The sequence below is a fragment of the Paramagnetospirillum caucaseum genome, from assembly GCF_000342045.1.
GTDB classification, from domain to species: Bacteria; Pseudomonadota; Alphaproteobacteria; order Rhodospirillales; family Magnetospirillaceae; genus Phaeospirillum; species Phaeospirillum caucaseum.
Window position 1 is genome coordinate 32,579 of record NZ_AONQ01000008.1, and the last position, 22,463, is coordinate 55,041.

The 22,463-nt window shown below is 69.1% G+C and carries 19 protein-coding genes; 10 read left to right on the plus strand and 9 right to left on the minus strand.

Annotated features, from left to right (window positions below):
* Window positions 1-4 precede the first annotated feature (4 nt).
* The 4 genes from H261_RS04425 to H261_RS04440 all read left to right on the plus strand — a co-directional run bounded on the left by H261_RS04425 (window position 5) and on the right by H261_RS04440 (window position 3,739).
* A complete protein-coding gene (locus tag H261_RS04425) occupies window positions 5-607 on the plus strand; it encodes an SCO family protein (RefSeq protein WP_008614786.1) in 603 nt (200 codons plus the stop codon).
* Complete coding sequence (locus H261_RS04430; protein ID WP_008614788.1) at window positions 600-1,925, plus strand: cobyrinate a,c-diamide synthase; 1,326 nt, start codon at window positions 600-602, stop codon at window positions 1,923-1,925. Before H261_RS04425 ends, H261_RS04430 begins: the two co-directional genes overlap by 8 nt.
* Window positions 1,926-2,067: 142 nt before the next feature.
* Window positions 2,068-3,294 carry a polyhydroxyalkanoate depolymerase gene (locus H261_RS04435; protein WP_008614790.1) on the plus strand — a complete coding sequence of 409 codons (1,227 nt, stop codon included), beginning with the start codon at window positions 2,068-2,070 and terminating at the stop codon, window positions 3,292-3,294.
* Window positions 3,257-3,739 carry a YcgN family cysteine cluster protein gene (locus H261_RS04440; protein ID WP_052004155.1) on the plus strand — a complete coding sequence of 161 codons (483 nt, stop codon included), beginning with the start codon at window positions 3,257-3,259 and terminating at the stop codon, window positions 3,737-3,739. The genes H261_RS04435 and H261_RS04440 overlap by 38 nt, the downstream gene beginning before the upstream one ends.
* 30 nt (window positions 3,740-3,769) lie before the next feature.
* Here H261_RS04440 and H261_RS04445 read toward each other — a convergent pair whose 3' ends face one another.
* A complete protein-coding gene (locus H261_RS04445) occupies window positions 3,770-5,137 on the minus strand; it encodes a glutamate--cysteine ligase (protein ID WP_008614793.1) in 1,368 nt (455 codons plus the stop codon).
* Window positions 5,138-5,300: 163 nt separating this feature from the next.
* Here H261_RS04445 and H261_RS04450 point away from each other — a divergent pair, with 163 nt between their 5' ends.
* From H261_RS04450 to H261_RS04460, 3 genes are read left to right on the plus strand one after another with little or no spacing between them, the layout of a single operon-like run.
* Window positions 5,301-5,843 carry an aspartate 1-decarboxylase gene (locus H261_RS04450; protein ID WP_008614795.1) on the plus strand — a complete coding sequence of 181 codons (543 nt, stop codon included), beginning with the start codon at window positions 5,301-5,303 and terminating at the stop codon, window positions 5,841-5,843.
* 2 nt (window positions 5,844-5,845) lie between these two features.
* Window positions 5,846-6,529 (plus strand): 7-cyano-7-deazaguanine synthase QueC, encoded by a 684-nt coding sequence (queC, locus tag H261_RS04455; protein ID WP_008614797.1) that lies wholly within the window; start codon window positions 5,846-5,848, stop codon window positions 6,527-6,529.
* On the plus strand, window positions 6,526-7,260 hold the full coding sequence (locus H261_RS04460) for a substrate-binding periplasmic protein (protein ID WP_008614806.1): 735 nt from the start codon (window positions 6,526-6,528) through the stop codon (window positions 7,258-7,260). The genes queC and H261_RS04460 overlap by 4 nt, the downstream gene beginning before the upstream one ends.
* On the opposite strand, the gene asnB is transcribed toward H261_RS04460, so the two are convergent.
* Window positions 7,250-9,166 carry an asparagine synthase (glutamine-hydrolyzing) gene (gene asnB / locus H261_RS04465; RefSeq protein ID WP_008614815.1) on the minus strand — a complete coding sequence of 639 codons (1,917 nt, stop codon included), beginning with the start codon at window positions 9,164-9,166 and terminating at the stop codon, window positions 7,250-7,252. The two genes, H261_RS04460 and asnB, sit on opposite strands and share 11 nt — an antisense overlap.
* 32 nt (window positions 9,167-9,198) lie before the next feature.
* Window positions 9,199-10,818, minus strand: coding sequence for a tetratricopeptide repeat protein (locus H261_RS04470; protein ID WP_008614816.1), 1,620 nt, complete (start codon window positions 10,816-10,818; stop codon window positions 9,199-9,201).
* Window positions 10,819-10,929: 111 nt separating this feature from the next.
* On the opposite strand from H261_RS04470, the gene H261_RS04475 reads away from it, so the two are divergent.
* The 3 genes from H261_RS04475 (at window position 10,930) to H261_RS04485 (ending at window position 14,242) form a co-directional block, all read left to right on the plus strand.
* Window positions 10,930-11,352, plus strand: a complete 423-nt coding sequence (locus H261_RS04475; RefSeq protein WP_008614818.1) for an Rrf2 family transcriptional regulator — start codon at window positions 10,930-10,932, stop codon at window positions 11,350-11,352.
* A 60-nt stretch (window positions 11,353-11,412) separates the two neighbouring features.
* A complete protein-coding gene (locus H261_RS04480; protein WP_008614820.1) occupies window positions 11,413-11,976 on the plus strand; it encodes a flavodoxin family protein in 564 nt (187 codons plus the stop codon).
* 97 nt (window positions 11,977-12,073) lie between these two features.
* Entirely contained in the window at window positions 12,074-14,242 is a 2,169-nt protein-coding gene (locus H261_RS04485; protein WP_008614822.1) for an ATP-binding protein, read from the plus strand.
* On the opposite strand, the gene H261_RS04490 is transcribed toward H261_RS04485, so the two are convergent.
* From H261_RS04490 to H261_RS04515, 6 genes are all read right to left on the minus strand, one after another.
* Entirely contained in the window at window positions 14,206-15,510 is a 1,305-nt protein-coding gene (locus H261_RS04490; RefSeq protein WP_008614832.1) for a bifunctional folylpolyglutamate synthase/dihydrofolate synthase, read from the minus strand. The two genes, H261_RS04485 and H261_RS04490, sit on opposite strands and share 37 nt — an antisense overlap.
* Window positions 15,511-15,526: 16 nt before the next feature.
* The gene (locus tag H261_RS23220) at window positions 15,527-17,407 is read right to left on the minus strand and encodes a sensor histidine kinase (protein WP_008614833.1); all 1,881 of its coding nucleotides are present in this window, start codon (window positions 17,405-17,407) and stop codon (window positions 15,527-15,529) included.
* A 115-nt stretch (window positions 17,408-17,522) separates the two neighbouring features.
* Window positions 17,523-18,449, minus strand: a complete 927-nt coding sequence (gene accD, locus H261_RS04500; RefSeq protein ID WP_008614834.1) for an acetyl-CoA carboxylase, carboxyltransferase subunit beta — start codon at window positions 18,447-18,449, stop codon at window positions 17,523-17,525.
* A 12-nt stretch (window positions 18,450-18,461) separates the two neighbouring features.
* The gene (gene trpA / locus H261_RS04505; protein ID WP_008614835.1) at window positions 18,462-19,271 is read right to left on the minus strand and encodes a tryptophan synthase subunit alpha; all 810 of its coding nucleotides are present in this window, start codon (window positions 19,269-19,271) and stop codon (window positions 18,462-18,464) included.
* The gene (gene trpB / locus H261_RS04510; protein ID WP_008614836.1) at window positions 19,271-20,494 is read right to left on the minus strand and encodes a tryptophan synthase subunit beta; all 1,224 of its coding nucleotides are present in this window, start codon (window positions 20,492-20,494) and stop codon (window positions 19,271-19,273) included. The genes trpA and trpB overlap by 1 nt, the downstream gene beginning before the upstream one ends.
* A gap of 87 nt (window positions 20,495-20,581) precedes the next feature.
* On the minus strand, window positions 20,582-22,339 hold the full coding sequence (locus H261_RS04515; protein WP_008614837.1) for a GGDEF domain-containing protein: 1,758 nt from the start codon (window positions 22,337-22,339) through the stop codon (window positions 20,582-20,584).
* Window positions 22,340-22,463: the final 124 nt, after the last annotated feature.

A 22,463-nucleotide genomic window follows, 5' to 3' on the forward strand; every position in this document is an offset into this window, starting at 1 on the left:
CGGTATGAAGTTTTCGCGTAGCCTGCTGGCCCTGATGGTGGTGATCGTTGTCGCCCTGGTGGTGGTCGGTGTCCGCCTGGTGATCTGGAGCGGCCAGAATTCCGAAGGCGCCAAGGCGGTTCCCGCCATCGGCGGCCCCTTCCAGCTGACCGACCATAACGGCAAATCGGTCAGCGACCGCGATTACCGCAATCGCTACATGCTGGTCTTCTTCGGCTACACCTTCTGCCCCGACGTCTGCCCGACCACCCTGTCGACGGTGACGGCGACCCTGGAGAAGCTGGGCCCCGGCTACGCCAGGAAGGTGGTGCCCATCTTCGTCACCATCGATCCCGAGCGCGATACCGTGGCGGTGATGAAGGAATATGTCGGCGCCTTCTCCCCCGACATCGTCGGCCTGACCGGCACGCCGGACGAGGTGGCCAAGGTGGCCAAGGAGTTCAAGGTCTACGCCGCCAAGGTCAAGGGCGACCGGCCGGAGCACTACACGGTGGACCACTCGGCCATCCTGTACCTGATGGGGCCCGACGGCCGGTTCGTCGCCCATTTCACCCACGGTATCTCGGTGGATGATCTGGTGGCGGGGCTGAAGAAACATATTGGCTAAAGGCCTGATCATCGCCGCTCCCGCCTCGGGGAGCGGCAAGACCACCCTGACCCTGGGCCTGCTGCGCCTGCTGACCCGCAGAGGCATGGCGGTGGGCTCGGCCAAGGTGGGGCCGGACTACATCGATCCCGCCTTCCACGCGAGCGCCTCGGGGCGGCCCTGCTACAACCTGGATTCCTGGGCCATGCGCGCAGAGACCCTGGGCGCCCTGGCGGCCAGGGCGGCGGACGGGGCCGACCTGCTGGTCTGCGAGGGCGTCATGGGCCTGTTCGACGGCGCCTTCGTGCCGGCGGGGCAGCCGGACGGCAGCACCGCCGATCTGGCCGCCGCCACCGGCTGGCCGGTGGTGCTGGTCATCGACGGGCGCGGCATGACCGGCTCGGCGGCGGCGGTGCTGGCCGGCTTCGCCCATCTCAGGCCCGAGGTGCGCATCCGGGGCGTGATCTTCAACCGGGTGATGGGGGCGAAGCACAAGGCGGCCATCGCGGCGGCCTGCGCCATCTCCTGCCCGGAGATCAGGCTGCTGGGCTTCCTGCCGCCGTCCGCCGGGCTGGAGACCCCGTCCCGCCATCTGGGGCTGGTCCAGGCCGCCGAGCGCGCCGATCTCCAGGCCTTCCTCGACGGCGCCGCCGCCCTGGCGGCCGAGCATCTGGACGTGGACGGGCTGGTGGGCCTGGCCGGACCCTCGCGCCTGGGCGGGGGAGAGGGGGGCATTCCCGTCCCCCCCCTGGGCCAGCGCATCGCCGTGGCCCGCGACACCGCCTTCGCCTTCGCCTATCCCGCCATGCTGGAAGGCTGGCGCGCCGCCGGGGTCGATCTGTCGTTCTTCTCCCCCCTGGCCGGCCAGGGGCCCATGGAGACCGCCGACGCCGTCTATCTGCCGGGCGGCTATCCCGAGCTGCATGCCGGCCCGCTGGCGGGCAATGCCGCCTTCCTGGACGGCCTGCGCGCCGCCGCCGCCCGCGGGGCGGTGCTCTACGGCGAATGCGGCGGCTACATGGTGCTGGGACGCGGCATGGAGGACGCGGACGGAACCCGTCACGCCATGGCCGGGCTGCTGGGGCTGGAGACCTCGTTCGCCCGGCGGAAGCTGCACCTGGGCTATCGCCGCGCCACCCTGGCCGCCGCTGGGCCGCTGGGCGGGGCGGGCGCCGCCTTTCGCGGCCATGAATTCCACTACGCCTCCATCCTGGCCGAGCAGGGGGCGCCGCTGTTCGCCGTCGCCGATGCGCCGGGGGCGGCGCTGGGCGGCGCCGGGCTGGTGGCGGGCCGGGTGATGGGCTCCTTCGTCCATCTGATCGACGCCGCTGCTCCTTGAACTTGCTGCGGCGCAGCATAAAATGATTCCAGGGTCAAGGCGAAATAGGCAGCCGAGTACCGAATAATTTTATTGCGAGGAGTGGCGTCAAGCTGTAACAAAAGAACAAGCCACCGTTCCAACCAGCCTGGGATTGACGGACATGCTCTATCACCTGCACGAAATGCAGCACCACGCTTTCGCCCCCATGCGCCTGCTGGCCGAGGCCATGCAGTCGGTGTACAGCCACCCCTGGGTGCCCATGGCCTATACCAAGTTCGGCCGCACGGTGGCGGCGACGGCGGAGCTGGTGGAGCGCACCACGAGGCGCTACCCCAAGCCGCCCTTCAACCTGCCCACCACCACGGTGGACGGCGAGACGGTGAACGTGGTCGAGCAGGTGGTCCACGAGACCCCGTTCTGCAACCTGCTGCACTTCAAGCGCGGCGTCGAGGGGCGCAACGACCCCAAGGTTCTGCTGCTGGCCCCCATGTCCGGGCACTTCGCCACCCTGCTGCGCGGCACGGTGGAGACCATGCTGCACGAGCACGACGTCTATATCACCGACTGGATCGACGCCCGCAACGTGCCGCTGGCCCAGGGCGACTTCACCCTGGACGATTATATCGACATGCTGGTGGAGTTCATGGAGGTCCTGGGGCCGGACACCCACATCATGGCGGTGTGCCAGCCGTCGGTGCCCATGCTGGCGGCGGTGTCGCTGATGGCCGCCGCGGGCAATCCCAACCAGCCGCGCTCCATGCTGATGATGGGCGGGCCCATCGACACCCGCATCAATCCCACCAAGGTCAACGAGGTGGCCACCCACAAGCCCCATTCGTGGTTCGAGCGCACGGTGATCCACTCGGTGCCCATGAACTATCCCGGCCACGGCCGCAAGGTCTATCCCGGCTTCCTGCAGCTGCACGGCTTCATGAGCATGAACCTGGAGCGCCACGTGGGCGAGCACGTCAAGCTGTTCCAGAACATGGTCAAGGGCGACGGCGATTCCGCCGCCCAGCACCGCGAGTTCTACGACGAGTACCTGTCGGTGATGGACCTGCCGGCCGGCTACTACCTGGAGACCATCCGCAAGGTGTTCCAGGAGCACCACCTGCCGCGCGGCATCATGGTGTCCCGGGGCCGCAAGGTCGATCCCGCCGCCATCCGCCACACCGCCCTGATGACCATCGAGGGCGAGAAGGACGACATCACCGGCGTCGGCCAGACCAAGGCGGCCCACGACCTGTGCGTCAATCTGGCGCCCGAGAAGCAGCGCTACCACCTGCAGCCCAAGGTGGGCCATTATGGCGTCTTCAACGGCCGCCGCTGGCGTGAAGAGGTCTATCCCAATGTCTCCGAGTTCATCCGCCAACACGACCGGGGATAAGGTGACAGAGGAGGGTCCGCCGTTCTGGCGGACCACGCCCTTGTCGGCCATGACCCGCGCACAGTGGGAATCGCTCTGCGACGGCTGCGGCCGCTGCTGCCTGCACAAGCTCGAGGACGCCGATACCGGCGAGGTCCACTACACCAACGTGGCCTGCCGGCTGCTCAACCTGCACACCTGCGGCTGCAAGAATTATGCGAAGCGCTGGGATTCGGTGCCGGACTGCGTCGAACTGAGCCCGGTGGTGCTGCCCACCCTCAAATGGCTGCCGTCAACCTGCGCCTACCGGGTGCTCTCCGAAGGCAAGGTGCTGCAATGGTGGCATCCGCTGGTGTCCGGCGACTCCGAAACGGTGCACCGGGCCGGCATCTCGGTGCGCGGCAAGGTCATCGCCGAATCCCGCGCCGACCTGCTGGACTACCACGTGGTCACCTGGCCGGAATAGGGGCGGGATGCGGCCATCCCGGCCGCGTCTTCAGTAGGCGTATTCCTTGAAGATCGGATCGATGCAGCCCCGCCAGCGGGTGGCGTAGGCCTCCAGCATGTCCTCGGCGGCGGTCTTGCCGTTCCTCGCCACCGCCTCGATGGGATCGAGGTAGATGCTCTCGTCGCGTCCCGAATCGTTGAGCCGCGCGCGCGCCTTCAGGCCGGCGGAGGCGAGGGCCAGCACGTCCAGCGCCACTTCGCGCACGCTGCGCCCGCCGATGGTGGCGGCCAGTCCCTGGGCGGGGACGGCGGCGCGCAGGGCCTCGCGCTCCTCGGGCCCCCAGCCCTTGACCAGTTCCCAGGCCTGATCCAGGGCCGCGTCGTCATAGAGCAGGCCCGTCCACAGGGCGGGCAGGGCGCATAGCCGCCGCCACGGTCCGGCATCGGCGCCGCGCATCTCCAGGAACTTCTTCAACCGCACGTCGGGGAAGGCGGTGGTCAGGTGGTCGGCCCAGTCGCCCATGGTGGGCAGCTCGCCGGGAAAGGCCGGCAGCCTGCCGGCCATGAAATCGCGGAAGCTCTGGCCCGCCGCGTCGATGTACTTGCCGTCGCGGTAGACGAAGTACATGGGCACGTCCAGCATCCAGTCCACATAGCGCTCGAAGCCCATGCCGTCGTCGAAGGCGAAGGCCAAGCCGCCGGTGCGGTGGCGGTCGGTGTCGGTCCACACGTCGCCGCGCGCCGAGATGAAGCCCGACGGCTTGCCGTCCACGAAGGGCGAGGCGGCGAACAGGGCGGTGGCGACGGGCTGCAGCGCCAGGGAAACGCGCAGCTTCTTCACCATGTCGGCTTCCGAGGCGAAGTCCAGGTTCACCTGCACGGTACAGGTGCGCAGCATCATGTCCAGGCCCTTGGTTCCCACCTCGGGCATGTAGCGGCGCATGATGGCGTAGCGGCCCTTGGGCATCCACGGCGTGTCGTCCTTGCTCCATTTGGGCTGGAAGCCGACCCCCATGAATCCGATGCCCAGGCCCTGGGCGACGTGCTTGACCTGCGCCAGGTGGTGGGTGACCTCGGCGGCGGTCTGGTGGATGGTTTCCAGCAGGCCGCCGGACAGTTCCAGCTGGCCGCCCGGCTCCAGGCTGATGGCGGCGCCGCAGGAATCGTGCAGCGCGATGACGTTGCCGCCCTCGAACACCGGCTCCCAGCCCAGGCCGACCAGCCCGTCCAGCATGGCCTTGATGCCACGCTCGCCGCCATAGGGCAGCGGCTTGAAATCGTCGAGGGAGAAACCGAACTTTTCATGCTCGGTGCCGATACGCCAGGCATCCTTCGGCTTGCACCCGGATTCCAGGTACTCGACCAGCTGATGCTTGCCGGCGATGGGTTCGCCGCTGGGCTTGGCGGGTGCGGACATGGGCGGGATTATCCTACTGAACAACTCGGAGCCCCAGCAAACGACAGGGCGCATGAGGGCGTCAAGCGCCGAATCCGCGCCCCTCACCGCAATAAGGTGTTGCGGAAGGGGGCCCGGTACGTTTAGGTCACTGCACTATGCTGCAAGTTTGTTCCGGTGTCCCATGATGAAGATCATTCGCGCGAAGCTGCACGGCATTCGCGTTACCAATGCCGACCTCAATTACCACGGCTCGATCACGCTCGACCCCGAGCAGTGCGAGATGGCCGGCATCTACCCCATGGAATTCGTCGATATCTGGAACAAGAACTCGGCGGCCCGCATCTCCACCTACGTCATCTTCGGCGAGCCCGGCTCGCGCTGCTGCGTGCTGAACGGCGCCGCGGCGCGCACCTGCCAGAAGGGCGACGAGCTGATCATCGCGGCGTCCGCCGACATCGCCGGGCCGGAGAAGCTGTACGAGATCAAGCCGCGCATCCTGACCTTCCTGCCCGACAACCACGTGGATCAGGTGCTGTACTACGACGTGTTCCAGAGCGAGAGGCGGCCCTACGACTTCCGCATCGTCGATGCCGACAAGCACACCATCGAGAGCTGCCACACCTGGCCCAACGTGGACATCACCAAGGTCAGGGACGGTCTGGCCGCCAAGGGCTGGTCCGAGGCCGAGATCGACGCCTTCATCGCGTCGCATTTCTCGCTGTAGCCATGCGGCCGGCCGTCGTCCTGCTGTCCGGCGGTCTAGATTCCGCCACGGTGCTGGCCATCGCCAAGGCCGAGGGCTTCGCGCCCGCCGCCTTGACCTTCCGCTACGGCCAGCGCCACGCGGTGGAGATCCGGGCGGCCGAGCGGGTGGCGGCGGCCATGGGGATCGCCGACCACCGCATCGCCGACATCGATCTGCGGGTGTTCGGCGGTTCGGCGCTGACGTCGGACATCGCGGTGCCCAAAGGTAATCTGGACGAGGCCATTCCGGCCGGCATTCCGGTGACCTACGTGCCGGCCCGCAACACCATCATGCTGTCCTTCGCCCTGGCCTTCGCCGAGGTGATCGGCGCCGCCGACATCTTTGTCGGCGTCAACGCCGTGGATTATTCCGGCTATCCCGATTGCCGTCCCGACTACATCGGGGCCTTCGAGGCCATGGCCAACCTGGCCACCAAGGCGGCGGTGGAGGGCACCAGATTGCGGCTGCACACCCCGCTGATCGATCTCAGCAAGGCCGACATCATCCGGCGCGGCCTGGGCCTCGGCGTCGATTATTCCATCACCTCGACCTGCTACGACCCCGATCCCGGGGGAAGGGCTTGCGGCCATTGCGATTCCTGCCGCCTGCGCCTCAAGGGCTTCGCCGAGGCCGGACTGGCCGATCCGGCGGAGTATTCCCCGTGATCCGGGCGGCGCTCAGCCTCCTCGTCCTGCTGGCCTGGCCGGTGACGGGACCGGCCGGTGCCGCCGATATTCACATGATCTCGCAGATCCAGGGCGACCATCTCAGCGTGCGCGGCTTCGAGGTGGTGCGCGAGGCCTATCGTCGCATCGGCTTGCAGGCGGTGGCCGACATCCGTCCCAACGAGCGCGGCATCGTCTCGGCCGACAGCGGCGACACCGACGGCGACACCATGCGCATGGCCGGGCTGGAAGCCCGCTATCCCAATCTGGTGCGGGTGCCCGAGCCGGTGCTGAGCTTCGATACCGTCGCCTTCACCGCCGGGATGAGATTCGAGGTCAGGGGCTGGGAGAGCCTGCGCCCCTATTCCATCTGCGTGGTGCGCGGCTTCAAGCTGGGCGAGAACGGCACCGAGGGCATGAACCGCGAGCTGGTCTCCACCAACGAGGCGTCGCTGCGCATGGTCAAGGCCGGGCATTGCCAGATGACGCTGCTGGGCGATGCGGTCTGGCTGCTGATCGACGAGCTGAAGCTGGGGCCGCTCCGGGCGCTGGAGACGCCGGTGGCGGTCACCCCGCTTTACCACTACGTCAACATCCGCCACGCCCACCTGGCCCCCAGGCTGGCCGAAGCCCTGAAGGCCATGCGCCAGGACGGAGCCGTCGATTCCATCCTGGCCGCCGACCGCGCCGTCATCCGGGCGGCCCGCGAGCGGAACTCGGTCAGGGACTGACCGTCTCCAGCCACGCCTGGAACATCAGGGCGTGCCACATCTCGTTCTGCCAGTTCTTGGCGCCCGAGCGGTGCTCGCTCCAGCAGCGGGCGACCAGGCCGGCATCGAGCCAGCCCTGGCGGCGCAGCCTGTCCTCGGACAGCAGGTCGTCGGCCCAGCCGCGCAACGGGCCGCTCAGCCAGCGGCGCAGCGGCACCTCGAACCCCATCTTGGGGCGGTCCACCAGGGCGCGCGGCACATGGCGGTAGAGCACCCGGCGCAGCACCGCCTTGCCCACCTCGCCCTCGATCTTCAAGGGCGCGGGCAGGCTCCAGGCGAATTGGGCGATGCCGGGCGCCAGGAAGGGCAGGCGGGCCTCCAGCGAGGCGCCCATGGTGGCGCGGTCGGTCTTGACGCACAGATCGTCGGGCAGGTAGCCGCCGGCATCCAGCAGCATGGTGGCCAGGCCATCGTCGCTCACCCGCGGCGTGGGGGCGGTGAACAGGCTGTCGGCGCGGCCGGCGCCCAGGACCGGGCCGGGCATGCCGCGCCAGCGGGAATAATGCAGGCCCAGCAGCTCGGCCAGCGAGGCGGCCTCCAGCCGCTCGGCCTCGCGCCCCAGGCGGTAGCCGGGATGGCTGCGGCGTCTGACGATTCCCCCGGCCAGGGCGGCGAGGCCCTCCGCCGGTCCGGCCAGCAGGCGGGCGGCCCGGGCGCCGGCGCTCTTCAGGCCGCCGGGCAGGCCTTGCAGTCGCAGCCAGTCCTTCGGTATGGAGCGGTAGATGCCGTAGCCGCCGAACAGCTCGTCGGCGCCGTCGCCCGACAGGGCGACCGTCACGCTCCGGCGCGTCACCTGAGCCAGCAGGGCGGTGGGCAGGGCGGCGGCGTCGGCGAAGGGCTCGTCGTAGAGGACGGGCAGGCGCGGCACCATGGCCAGGGCCTCGGAATCGCCGATCCGCACCTCGGTGTGAATGGTGCCCAGATTGTCGGCGACGGCGCGGGCGTGGGGGCTTTCGTCCAGTCCCGACTGGTCGAAGCCGATGGTGAAGGAATGGACCGGTCCGGCCGACAATTGCCGCATCAGGGCGGCGGTGATGGAGGAATCGACGCCGCCCGACAGGAAGACCCCCACCGGCACGTCGGCCTGCATGCGCAAGCCGACCGACTGGCGCAGCAAGTCCTCCAGCCGGTCGGCGGCCTGCCCGGCATCGCCGGTGAAGGTGTTCTCCAGGCGGACGGCGCTGTCGGCGGCCGACCAGTAGGCCTTGGCCGCGATCTGCCCGCCGCTCACCCGCATCAGGTGGCCGGGCTCCAGCTTGAAGATGCCGGGATGGATGGTGTGGGGCGCCGGAATCCAGCCGAGACGCATGTAAAGCCCCAGGGCGTCGCGGTCGATGCCGCCCTCCCAGGCGGGATGGGCGGCCAGCGCCTTGAGTTCCGAGCCGAACAGCAGGCTGCCGCCGGCCCTGCCCCAATAGAGCGGCTTTTCGCCGAAGCGGTCGCGGGCCAGGGTCAGGGCCCGGTCCCGCTGGTCCCACAGGGCAAGCGCGAACATGCCGTCGCATTCGGCCAGCGCCGCCTCCACCCCCCAGGCGGCGACCGCCTCCAGCAGCACTTCCGTGTCGGAATGGCCGCGCCAGGCGATGCCGTCGCCCAGCCGGGCCTTCAGGTCGCCGTGGTTGTAGATCTCGCCGTTGAAGCTGATCACCCAGCGCCCGTCGTGCGACGTCATGGGCTGGTGGCCCTGGGGCGACAGGTCGAGGATGGCCAGGCGGCGGAAACCCAGCGCCACCCCGGCCGCGTCGTCCACCCAGGCGCCGTCGTCGTCGGGGCCGCGATGGAGAAGGGTGGCGGCCATGGCGCGCACCACCGTTTCCCGCTCGGGAGTGGCCTGGGTCAGGTCGAGGAAGCCGGCGAAGCCGCACATGCGGAGTCAATCCAGATGGAACCGCCGGGACCTTATCCCTTGCGCAGCACCACCACAAGGCCGGGCACGTCCTCGCCCGCCTCCTGGCGGGTGGAGGCCTGTTCCATGGCGGCGATGGCGAAGCCGTGGCTGGCGGCCACCGCCTCGACGTAGCCGGGGGCATGGGCATAGCGGTTCTTGGCGCCCAGGAGGTAGGAGGCGCAATCCTCGGCCCGCTCCACCGTGAAGGCGAACACGCCGCCGGGTTTCAGCGCCCGGGCGGCGGCGGCCATGATCTCCTCCAGGTCGCCGAAATAGACCAGCACGTCGGCGGCCGCCACCAGGTCGTAGGTCTCGGAGCGGTCCTTGAGGCTGGCGACCAGCTCCCCCACCTCCAGCCGGTCGTACAGCCCGCGGCTGCGGGCCTTGTCCACCATGGCGCCCGACAGGTCGATGCCGTCCAGGCGGGCGGCCAGGGGGCGCAGCACCGGCGCGGCCAGCCCGGTGCCGCAGCCGGCGTCCAGCACGTCCAGGTCTTGACGGCGCTCCAGGGTCTTGTCCAGGGCCTGGGCCAGCAAGGCTGGGGCGCGATAGGCCAGCTTGTCCACCAGGGCGGCATCGAACTTGTCGGCGTAATCGTCGAACAGCTGGCGCACATAGGCGTCTGGGGCGCGGCTGGGGGCGTCTCCGGCCCCGGCCTGGGTCAGGCCGAGGGCGGCGCCGTGGCGATCCTCGGGGTCCAGTTCCAGGCAGCGGCGGAAATGTTTGGCGGCCCGCTCTTTCTGGCCGAGGGCGAGGCGGGCCTCGGCCAGACAGTAATGGGCGTTCACCGAATCGGGGCTGGCGGTGACCGCCCGTTCGAAGGCGGCGGCGGCGGCCTCGGGCATCCCCAGGCCCCGGCGGATCAGCCCCAGTTCCAGCCAGCCGGACGGATCGCGGGAATTGAGCTTGGTGGCCCGTTCCGCATGGACGCGGGCGTCGTCCAGGCGGCCCAGGCCGCGCAAGGCGGCGGCCAGATTGGCCCTGGTGCCGGCATGGTCGCGGCGCAAATCCACCGCGCCCGACAGCACCGCCACCGCCCGCTCGTTCCGGCCCAGGGCGCGCAGCACCAGCCCGTAATTGTTCAGCGCCACCGCCCAGTCGGGGCGCAGCTCCAGGGCGCGCTCCAGCATGCCGGCGGCCTCGGCGTTCTCGCCGTCCTGGTGCAGCAGGGCGCCCAGGGTACACAGGGCCTCGGCGTGACGGGGGTCGGCGGCCACCGCCCGGCGGGCATGGTCCAGCGCCTCGGCCTTGTTGCGCCCCAGCCGGCCCAGCAGGTCGGCCAGCCGGGCATTGGCCTCGGCATGATTGGGTTCGCGGCCCAGGATGGCGCGGTAGTGCAGGATGGCGCTGTTGACATTGTCCAGGGCCTCCAGGGCGCGGCCCAGGGCCAGGCGCGGCACCGGTTGGCTGGGGTCGGCGGCCACCGCCTGGGTCAGGTGTTCCACCGCCCGCTTGGCTTGACCCTGCCCCAGGGCGATCAGGCCCAGCAGGTAATGGGCGCCGCCGAAATCCGGCCGTGCCTCGACGATGGTGCGGGCCAGCCGCCGGGCCTCGGCGGCATTGCCGTCGTCCCAGGCCTGCATGGCGCGGCCGAACGCCTCACCGATATTCAGCGGATTACCCGTGTTCATGGTTTTCTCCCTGTCCCCAGAATAGGCCGCCCCGGCCAAAGCGAGCAACGCGGGAAACCGGGGGCGGGTTTTCCTGTTGCGAATAGAAACTGTATCTGTTACATATTTCCCATGGCCAGAAACTGCCGCTTCGCCGTTGCCGTCCACATCACCGCCCTGCTCGCCACCATGGAGGGGCAGCCGTGCACGTCGGAATGGATCGCCGGTTCGGTCAATACCAATCCGGTGGTGGTGCGCCGGCTGCTGTCGGCCCTGGCCAAGGCCGGGCTGGTCCGTTCGACGCGGGGCAGCGCCGGCGGGTCGGTGCTGGCCCGGCCGGCGGACAGGATTTCCCTGCTCGACATCCATCGGGCGGTGGACGAGGACGAGGAGCCGGCCCTGCACAACCAGCCGCCCAACCCGGCCTGTCCCGTGGGGCGCAACATCCAGTCGGTGCTGGTCCGGGTGATGGAGCGGGCCGACGCCGCCCGCGACGCGGTCCTTTCCACCACCCTGTTGTCGGAAGTGGTGGGAGCCCTGAAGGTCGAGGGGTAGCCCTCTTTTTTTGCGGATAAACGTAACGGTAACAGATACCATTACATCAAGGAGAACAGCATGACTTCCATCGCCATCGTCTTTCATTCCGGCTACGGCCACACCCGGGCGGTCGCCGAGGCCGTGGCCCAGGGGGCGGCCCAGGTGGCCGGCGCCCAGGTTCACCTGATTCCGGCCGACGAGGCCGAGGCCAAGGCCGCCCTGCTGGACGGCGCCGACGCCATCGTCTTCGGCTCGCCCACCTACATGGGCTCGGTCTCGGCCAAGTTCAAAGAGTTCATGGAATGGAGCTCCAAGACCTGGTACGGCCGGGGCTGGCAGGACAAGGTGGCGGCGGGCTTCACCGTCTCGGCCAGCCAGAGCGGCGACAAGCTGAACGCCCTGATCCAGCTGTCGGTCTTCGCCGCCCAGCACGGCATGGTGTGGGTGGGCCTCGACCTGCTGCCCGGCAACAACAGTTCCAAGGGCAGCGTCGAGGATCTCAACCGGCTGGGCAGCTTCCTCGGCGCCATGGCCCAGGCCAATTCCGACCAGGGACCGGAAGGCGTCACCGCGGCCGACAGGAAGACCGCCGCCCATCTGGGCAAGCGGGTCGCCGAGGCGGCGGCGCGGTGGAAGAAATAGGGTGAACGGTGGGGGCGGCTCCGGCCGCCTCCATTCCCCGGCTCTCAGGGTTTCAGTGTATTGACTGGAGTCCTATCCGCTTCTTACCCTGCGCCCCATGGGGATCAGGGACGCCGCCATCACCTGGTGCGGCGAGTTCCGTTCGCGTGAACTCGAGGGCACCTTCATCGAATCGTCCCGGCAGCGGCTGCGGGACGGGGCCTATCTCTGCATGCTGGCCACCGGCCTGACCAGCCTGTCCTTCGTCCCCCTCGACATGATGACCTTGGACGGCGACCGGCTGGCGTTCTTCCTGACCGTGCGGCTGGCCATCGCCACCGTGCTGGCCATCGGGCTGTCCGCCCTGGCGCGGGCCGCCACCGCCCGCATGGTCATCGCCGTCACCCACCTGCAGCTCTACGCCTTCTTCTGCCTCAACGCCCTGGTCTTCGCCCATCCGCTGCTCGACCGCCACGGCGGCATGTTCTTTCCGCTGATCGCCATGTCCATGTTCATGTTCCTGCCGGGCTCGTTCCGGCGGGTGGCGCTGCTGTGCGCCGTCGCCCCCCTGCTCAGCCTGGTGGCCTGGGCCGAGCTGCGCGCGGTGCCGGAAAGCTCCGCCGACATGGCGATCATCGCCCTGATGACCGTGGTGGCCTATCTGGTCGGCGCCACCGCCCGCATCCAGCTCAAGCGCATGGGGCGCAGCCAGTTCCTGCTGGTCGAGGGCGAGCGGCGGGCGCGGGTCACCCTGCTGGAGGCCAAGGAGGCGGCCGAGGCCGGCACCCGGGCCAAGAGCGAATTCCTGGCGGTGATGAGCCACGAGATCCGCACCCCCATGAACGGCATCCTCGGCATGGTGCGCCTTCTGCTCGACCGGCCCCTGGAATCCGAGGACCGCGACCGGCTGGAGATGGTCCACCATTCCGCCGAGCTGCTGCTGGGCATCCTGGACAACATCCTCGACCTGTCCAAGGTGGAGGCCGGGCGGATGGAGTTCGAGCGGGCCGCCTTCAGTCCGGCCCGCGTGGTCGCCGGCATCCAGACCCTGCTGTCGGCCCGCGCCCGCGAGAAGGGGCTGGAACTGTCCCACGTCATCGCCTCCGGCGTGCCCGAATGGGTGGAGGGCGACGGCGGCCGCCTGCGCCAGATCCTGCTCAATCTGGCGGGCAACGCGCTGAAATTCACCGATGCCGGCCATGTGCTGATCCGCGCCGGGCTGGCCGGCGACGGATCGGGCCGCCTGGAATTCTCGGTGACCGACACCGGCATCGGCCTGGGCGAGGCCGAGATCAAGCGGCTGTTCCACGCCTTCGCCCAGGCGGATTCCTCCATTACCCGGCGGTTCGGCGGCACCGGGCTGGGGCTGGCCATCTGCCGCCGGCTGGTGGAGGCTCAGGACGGCGAGATCGGGGTGGAAAGCCGCCCCGGCATCGGCAGCCGCTTCTGGTTCCGCCTGGACCTGCCCGCCACCGCGGCCCCCGCCCTCGGCGCGGTGGACGCCCAGGGCGGCGCGGTGCTGCCGCCGCTGTCGGTGCTGCTGGCCGAGGACAACGCCATCAACCAGAAGGTGGCGCTGGGGTTCCTGACCAAGGCCTCCCACCGGGTCAGCGTGGCGGCCAACGGCGCCGAGGCGCTGGAGATGGCGCGGGACGGCGGCTTCGACGTGGTGCTGATGGACATGCAGATGCCGGTGATGGACGGGCTGGAGGCGGCGTCGCGCATCCGGGCGCTACCCGCCCCGGCCGGCATGGTGCCGATCGTCGCGCTGACCGCCAATGCCATGCGCGGCGACGCCGAGCGCTGCCGCGAGGCCGGCATGAACGCCCACGTGGCCAAGCCGGTGGACCCCGACATCCTGTTCCAGGTCATCGCTGACGTGCTGGCCGGCCGGCCGGTGGAGGCGGCGGCGGCGCCCCTGGTGGCGGGAACCGCGCCCTTCACCGAGCTGGCCGCCCATCTGGGCCCCGAGGGCATGGCCGGCCTGATCGCCACCTTCCTCACCCAGGCCGAGGAGGCCTGCCGCATCCTGGCCGGGGAGACCGGCGACCTGCTGCGCCTGCACATGGCGGCCCACGACCTCAAGAGCATGGCCGGGGCGGCCGGCTGCGGGCCGCTGGCCGATCTCGCCGCCGCCATCGAGGCCGCCGCCCGCGACGGCCATGCCGAGGAGGTGCGCCGGCGCGTCCAGCCCCTGGACCAGGTGTGGTCGGCGACCCGCGCCGCGATGGTCCAGCGCTTCGGCGCGCCTCAGGAATTGTCGGAAAGCACCGTTCCCGCCAGATAGAGCGAGCCGCAGATCAGGATGCGGGCCGGGCCGGGACCGGAGGCGACGAGGTCGCCGATGGCCGCCGCCACCGAGGCGGCGGGGCTGGCGTCCAGGCAGAAATGCCGGGTCGCCGCCTTCGCCCCGTCCTCGGCCGACAGCGTCGCCGCCTCGCCGGGGATCGCCACGGCGCGCAAGGCGTGGAAGCGGGGCGCCAGGGGCTCGAGATAGCCGTCCACATCCTTGGTCGACAGGATGCCGAACACCGCCATCAGCGGCTTGTCCCGCCATGCGCGGGCGTGCTGGGCGATGGCCTCGGCGGCATGGGGGTTGTGGCCGCCGTCCAGCCACAGCTCCCAGCCCGCGGGCAGCAGATCGACCAGCGGCCCCCGGGACAGGCGCTGCAGCCGGGCCGGCCACTCCACCGCGCGGATGCCGGGGCCCAGCGCGCCTTGGGGGAAATCGGGGAAGGCCGGGACCGGCGCGGTGCGGCTGAGGCGTTCGACGCAGGCCAGGGCCAGGGCGGTGTTGCGGTACTGGAAGGCGCCGGCCAGGCTTGGGGCGGGCAGGCTCCATTCCACCGACGGGCCGCGATAGACCAGCCCGCCATCCGGGGCGGTGCGGGCGAAGAAGTGCTCGCCCTCCCTGATCAGCGGCACGCCCAGTTCGCTGCTGCGCGCCTCCAGCACCTTGGCCGCCTTGCGTCCCTGCCGGGTGACCACGCAGGCGATACCGCGCTTCATGATGCCGGCCTTCTCGGCGGCGATGGCCTCGATGCGGCCGCCCAGGAAGCTCTCGTGGTCCATGGCGATGGGGGTGATGACGGTCAGCGCCGGCCGCTCCACCACATTGGTGGCGTCCAGCCGCCCGCCCAGCCCGGTCTCCAGGATGCACAATTCGGCGGGCTGTCTTGCGAAGGCCAGGAAGGCCGCCGCCGTGGTGATCTCGAAGAAGGTGATGGGGGCGTCGCCGTTGGCCGCCTCCACCTCCTCCAGCAGGGCCAGCAGTTCCGGGTCGGTGGGCAGGCGGCCGGCGATGCGGATGCGTTCGGCGAAGCGCACCAGATGGGGCGAGGTGTAGACGTGGACCCGCATCCCCGCCGCCTCGAACAGGGCGCGCAAGGTCGCCACCGTCGAGCCCTTGCCGTTGGTCCCCGCCACGTGGATCACCGGCGGCAGCCGCTCCTGGGGATTGCCGAGCGCGTCCAGCAGCCGCAGGACGCGGTCCAGGGACAGGTCGATGACCTTGGGGTGCAGCCGGGTCAGGCGGTCGAGAATGCTGTCGATCATGGCTTGCCGAAAGGGGTCAGGCGCGATCCGGCAGGGTGAAGCTGAAGGTGCTGCCCTGGCCGGGGACCGACACCACCCGGATGCGGCCGCCGTGACGTTCCACGATCTTGCGGCAGATGGCAAGGCCAATCCCGGTGCCTTCGTAGTGGTGCAGGGAATGCAGGCGCTGGAACACCACGAAGATCTTGTCCCAGTAATCCTCCTCGATGCCGATGCCGTTGTCGGCCACCGAGAATTCCCAGCAATCGGGAAGACGGGCCGCCGTCACGCGGATTTCCGGCTTGCGGTCGGGATGGCGGAACTTGATGGCGTTGCCGATCAGGTGCTGCAGCAGAACCCGCAATTGCCCGGGATCGGCGTTGATCACCGGCAGGGACTCCTGGACGACCGCCGCCCCGGCCTCGCCGATCCGGGGTCGCAGGCCGTCCAGCGCCTGGGCAAGGATGGTGGAGGCGTCTACCGGCGGGAACGAGGCATCCGCCCGGTCGATCAGGGTGTATTCCAGCAGCCCGGCCAATTGAGCCCGCATGCGATGCGCCCCTTCCACCGCGTAGGTGATGTACTGGTCGGCGTCCTCGCCCAACTTGTCGCCGTAGCGCAATTGCAGCAATTGCAGGAAACTGGCGATGGTCCGCGCCGGTTCCTGCAGGTCGTGGGCGGCGACGGCGGTGACCATCTCCAGGTCGTAATGGGCGCGGCGCAGCTTTTCCTCGGCGGACTTGCGGCCGGTGATGTCGCGGCTGACGCCGACCATGCCCAGCAGGCTTCCCCGGTGGTCGTGGATCGGCGCCTTGACGGTCTCCAGCAGGACCCGCCGCCCGTCGGGATAGTCGATCCATTCCTCGTTGCTGGTGGGCCGCCCGGCGGCCATGGCCTCGCGGTCCTTGCTCCGGTAGAACTCGGCGATTTCGGGGGGGACGAACTCGTCGTCGGTCCTGCCGATCATTCCGGCCTCGGGCCGGCCGCAATAGGCGGCGAAGGCCCGGTTGTAGCCGAGATAGCGCGATTGCGGGTCCTTGAAGAAGATCAGGTCCGGCACCGAATCCATCAGGGTGCGCAGCAGGGCCTGCTCCTTGGCCAGGGCGTCATAGGGGGTCTGGACGCCCGAGACGAACAATGCGTTGTAGATCAGCAGGTAGGCCAGCGCCTTGCCCACATGGCCGGCCAGATTGAAGACGTCGCCCACCTCGCCGTAAAGGGTGAGCAGCAGGCCCGACAGGGCCAGAATCCAGGCGGCCACCGCCATCTTCAGGTCGTTGCGGTCCCCGGTCCGGCGGAATTCCAGGGTCAGGAGGCTGGAGGCAGCCACATAGGCCAGGGCCAGGGTGTACTCGGCGTTCACCTTGAAGGGGGTCAGGCCGCTGCCGGGGATGAAGGTCCGCGGGAACCATTCCGGGTGGAACAGCCCGGCGGTGACCAGCAGCATGGTCAGCAGCCCGATTCCGGCAAGCCACCAGCGCCGCCTCGCGCCGCTCCATTGGTGTTCGGGGGCGGCCACGGCCAGGATCAGGCCGACCGCCATGGCCAGCCGCCCTAAAAGCCAGAGATTGATGGTCTTTTCCGTGTCGCTGGGGGCTCCCAGATCCGGCATGCCCGGATAGGACAGGGTGTGGAAGATGTCGATGGTTCCGGCCACCAGGGCGGCCAGCCCCAGAATCAGATTTCGCTGGCTCTGATCGGCCCGGTGCGCCGTCCAGCCCAGTGAGAACACCATCAGCGACACCGCGATGGAGATCATCTCGAGAATGGAGTGGACCGGCAGATAGGACGCGGGGTCGTCGAAGACCCGGCCCGGCGGCACGGCCTGCACCGCCACGCCGCACAGCCCCGCCGCCACCAGCAGCGACAGCGGCGGCAGGACCAGCGGCAGGATGCTTTTCTCGACTCGGCTCACCACGGAAGACCTCGCACCCTACCCCATAAACGACAATACCGAGGCCCAGGGCCTCGGTATTACCATTGACGTAGTATAGTGTGTCTTTCGGAGGATTTCCAGCCCGCAGGAGGCCGGGTCAGTCCTGATCGGCGGAATCGGGCGTATCGATGGGCAGCGCCACCAGATCGCCCGCCGCGCCGCGGTTCTTCAGCAGGGACAGGATGCGGATCATGGTGGCGCGCAGGTCGCGGCGCGGCACCACCATGTCGACCATGCCGTGCTCCAGCAGGTATTCCGCCTTCTGGAAACCCTCGGGCAGCTTCTCGCGGATGGTGCTCTCGATGACGCGGGCGCCGGCGAAGCCGATCACCGCGCCGGGCTCGGCGATGGCGATGTCGCCCAGCATGGCGAAGCTGGCCGAGACGCCGCCGGTGGTGGGGTCGGTCAGCAGCACGATATAGGGCAGCCGCTTCTCCTTGACCTTGTCCACCGCCACGGTGGTCCGCGCCATCTGCATCAGCGACAGGATGCCTTCCTGCATGCGGGCGCCGCCCGAGGCGGGAATGACGATCAGCGGCGCATCCTGCAGCACGGCCAGTTCGGCCGCCGCCACGATGCCCTCGCCCACGGCGATGCCCATGGAGCCGCCCTGGAAGTCGAAGTTGAAGCAGGCCGCCACCACGTTCATGCCGCCCATGCGGCCGTGGGCCACCACGATGGCGTCCACCTCGCCGGTCTTGGATCGGGTGTCCTTGAGGCGGTCGGAGTAGCGCTTCTGGTCCTTGAACTTCAGGGGATCGTCGGGAACCTTGGGCAGCTCGATGCGCTGGAACTGGCCGTCATCGAACAGCATGCCCAGGCGCTTCTTGACCGAAAGCCGCATATGGTGGCCGCAATGCTGGCAGACGTTCAGCGCCTTCTCCAGATCGCGGTGGAAGATCATGTGGCCGCAGCCCGGGCATTTGTGCCACAGGTTGTCCGGCACTTCCTTGGGCGCGACAAGTCCGACCAGGCGCTCCTTGAGCGAGCGGCGGGTCTCGTTGAGGTTGGTCAGCCAATTCATGGAAAAATGCTCCTACTTCCTGGCGCCACGCACGCCCTCGGCCAGGTCCTTGACCAGGGCCAGCGGGGCGGAGACGGCGCCGGGCTTGCCGATGTTGGCGGCCAGGACCGAGACGATGGCCGAGCCCACCACGGCGCCGTCGGCGATTCGGGCGATTTCGGCCGCCTGGGCGGGGGTCTTGATGCCGAAGCCGACGCAGACCGGCAGGCCGGTGTGGCGGCGGATGCGGGCGACCGCCTCGTCGACGGCCGATTGCGCCGCCGACGCGGTGCCGGTGATGCCAGCGATGGACACGTAGTAGACGAAGCCCGAGGCGTTGGCCAGGACCACCGGCAGGCGGGAATCGTCGCTGGTCGGCGTGGTCAGCACGATGAAGTCGATGCCGGCGGCGCGCAGATGGGGCACTAACTCGTCGGCCTCTTCCGGCGGCAGGTCGACGATGATCAGCCCGTCCACTCCGGCCCGGGCGGCGTCGGCGGCGAACTTTTCCGGTCCCCAGGCATAGACGGGATTGTAGTAGCCCATCAGGATGACCGGCGTTTCGGCGTCGGTCTTGCGGAAGGCCGCCACCATCTCCAGGGTCTGTCTCAGCGAACCGCCGGCCTTCAAGGCCCGGCCCGCCGCCAGTTCGATTACCGGCCCGTCGGCCATGGGATCGGTGAAGGGCATGCCCAGCTCGATGATGTCGGCGCCGGCCGCCGGCATGCCGTCGAGCAGGGCCTGGCTGGTGGCGCGGTCGGGATCGCCGGCGGTGATGAAGGTCACCAGGGCGGCGCGGTTCTCGGCCTTGAGCTTTTCGAAGCGCTTGGCGATGCGGGACATCAGACCAGCCCTCCCAGATGTTCGTCGCCCAGGGCCTTGGCGATGGTGCTGACGTCCTTGTCGCCGCGCCCCGACAGGTTGACCACCATCAGGTGGTCCTTGGGCAGCTTAGGGGCGATCTTGGCGGCGTGGGCGATGGCGTGGCTGGATTCCAGCGCCGGGATGATGCCTTCCAGGCGGGTGCATTGCTGGAAGGCGGCCACCGCCTCGTCGTCGGTGACCGAGACGTATTCGACGCGGCCCGCCTCGTGCAGCCAGGAATGCTCCGGCCCGATGCCGGGATAGTCCAGGCCGGCCGAGATGGAATGGGCCTCGGCGATCTGGCCGTCGGCATCCTGCAGCAGATAGGTGCGGTTGCCGTGCAGCACGCCGGGCTTGCCGCCGGTCAGGCTGGCGGCGTGCAGCTTGTCCAGGCCGTGGCCGGCCGCCTCGACGCCGATGATGCGCACCGACTTGTCGTCGAGGAAGGGATGGAACAGCCCCATGGCGTTGGAGCCGCCGCCGATGCAGGCGACCAGGGAATCGGGCAGGCGGCCTTCCTGGGCCATGATCTGGCCGCGCACCTCGTCCCCGATCACCGACTGGAAGTCGCGGACCATGGCGGGATAGGGGTGCGGGCCGGCCACCGTGCCGATCAGGTAATAGGTGTCGGCGACGTTGGACACCCAATCCCTGAGCGCGTCGTTCATGGCGTCCTTCAGGGTCGCCGCCCCGGCGGTCACCGGCTTGACCTCGGCGCCCAGCAGCTTCATGCGGTAGACGTTGGGCATCTGCCGCTCGATGTCGGTGGCGCCCATGTAGATGACGCATTGCATGCCGAACAGGGCACAGACCGTGGCGGTGGCCACGCCGTGCTGGCCGGCTCCGGTCTCGGCGATGATGCGCTGCTTGCCCATGCGCCGGGCCAGCAGGATTTGGCCGATGCAGTTGTTGATCTTGTGGGCGCCGGTGTGGTTGAGGTCTTCCCTTTTCAGGAACACCTTGGCGCCGCCGAACGCCTCGGTCAGCCGCCTTGCGAAGTAGAGCGGGTTGGGGCGGCCCACATACTGGGCCAGCAACGAGCGGAACTCGGCCTGGAAGGCGGGATCGGCCTTGGCGGCCCCATAGGCCTGCTCGACCTGGAGGATGAGCGGCATCAGGGTCTCGGCGACGTAGCGGCCGCCGAAGATGCCGAAATGGCCACGCTCGTCGGGACCGGCGCGGTAGGTGTTCAGGCTTTGCATCTGTATCCAAGACCCCGGGGGCGGAAAGGCGCCAATAAAGCAGAAAGCGCCGCCCCTGAGGAGAGATTTTGTGGGGGAGAAGTTTTCTCAACCCTCCGGCCGGACCACGCACAGATGGCCGGCGGCCTGCTTGGCCGCCTTCTTGTGGGCGGCCAGCAGGCGCGACACTTCGTCGGAGGAGCCGGCGGCCCGGCCCGGGGCCAGGTGCACGGCGACGCAGCTCACCGTCATCAGGGGAAAGCGCGCCGTATGGCCCAGGCGGTCCTGGCCGACCATATGGCCCAGGCGCCGCGTCTCGTCGTCGTAGAAGCTTTCCACGTCGCGGGCGAAATCGGCGATCAGCCGGCGGCAGGTGTCCTCGGCGTTCTCCGCCGCCGCTCCCCGGAAGCCGGCGAAGAAATCGTCGCCGCCGATATGCCCGGCGAAGCCGCCCGCCGCCGTCATGGCCTTGGCCAGCAGGTCGCCGAACAGCAGGATGGCGCGGTCGCCGAGGCGGAATCCGTACTTGTCGTTGAACGGCTTGAAATTGTCGAAATCGAAATAGGCCAGCAGATAGCTGCCGTCCCTGTCCTCCATGGCCTCGCAGACCCAGGACAGGATGACGGCGTTGCCGGGCAGCCGGGTCAGCGGGTTCTGGTCGCGCGCCGTGGCCAGATTCTTGTCGTTGATGACGCGCAGCAGGGAATCCGCCGACAGGAAGCCCACATAGCGCATGTCGTTGACGATCAGGATGCCTTCCGACCGCTCCACCGCCGAATAGGCTTCCAGGATCTGCTCGGCCCTGGCGCCCATGTCGGCCATCGGGCAGCGGACGATGAAATCCTTGAGCGAGCGGCCGTAGCTCTTGTTGGCGATCAGTTCCTTGCCGAAGGGGGAATAGGTGTAGTCCTTCAGTTCCTGGTCCCGCACGATCCCCACCGGCGCGCCCGATCCGTCCACCACCGGGAAGAAGGTTGCCGACTTGTCGGTGCGGAAGCGTTCGAACACCCGCTCCATGGGGGTGTCCAGCCCCAGCGGCTCGGGCCGCGCGATCTGGTCGGCGATGATGCGCTGGTCCGAGGCGCCGGCCCGGCGGTCCAGGCGGGCCAGCCGTTCGATCTCGGGGTAATGGGGCCGCAGCCCGGCCCACTCGGTGGTCGGGCGGCTCACCAGCCAGCCCTGGACCATGTCGCAGCCGATCTCCTTGCAGACGCGGAATTCCCGCTCGGTCTCCACCCCTTCGGCCACCACGATGGCGCCCAGCAGGTGGGCGATGGTGACGATATGGGCCAGGAACACCTTCTTCTTGGAATCGGCGGCGATGTCGGCCACGAAAAAGCGGTCGATCTTCAGGTAGTCGGGTTCCGAGTAGTACAGCAGCTGCAGCCCGGAAAAGCCGGTGCCGAAATCGTCGATGGCCAGCCGGAAGCCCTGGCGCTTGAAATGGCGGAAGGTGGCGACGGCGTCCAGGCCGGGCTCCAGCGGGTGGCGCTCGGAAATCTCTAACACCACCGAGGATTCGGGCAGGCCGTGGCGCTCCAGGATGGCCCGCGTCCGCCGCGCCGGGTCGCCCTCGAGCCCCAGGACACGGTTGTCGATGTTGAGGAACAGCTTGGCCCGGGGGTGGTGGGGCAGGGTGGCGAAGGCGGCCACCGCCTTTTCGCGCAGGGCCAGCTCCACCTCGGCCAGATGGCCGCCGGCATGGCAGCGATCGAAGAAGTCCTGGATGGAGGCGTAGCCCGCCGCCTCGGTGCCCCGCAGCAGCGCCTCGTAGCCGTGGCAGGCGCCGGAATGGATGCCGACCACCGGCTGGAGGGCGATGGTCAGGCGGTCGAGGATATTGGGGCCCAGGGTGTGGGGCGGCATTCCGATCGCTCCGGCCGGTCATCCCGGTACGGATTCATCCGCCGAAGCCGGGGCGGGGTCAACGCCCGGATGGGGGGCGGAAGGCAAATTCACGCGCCTGTCACACGCCCGGATTTCATCGCTG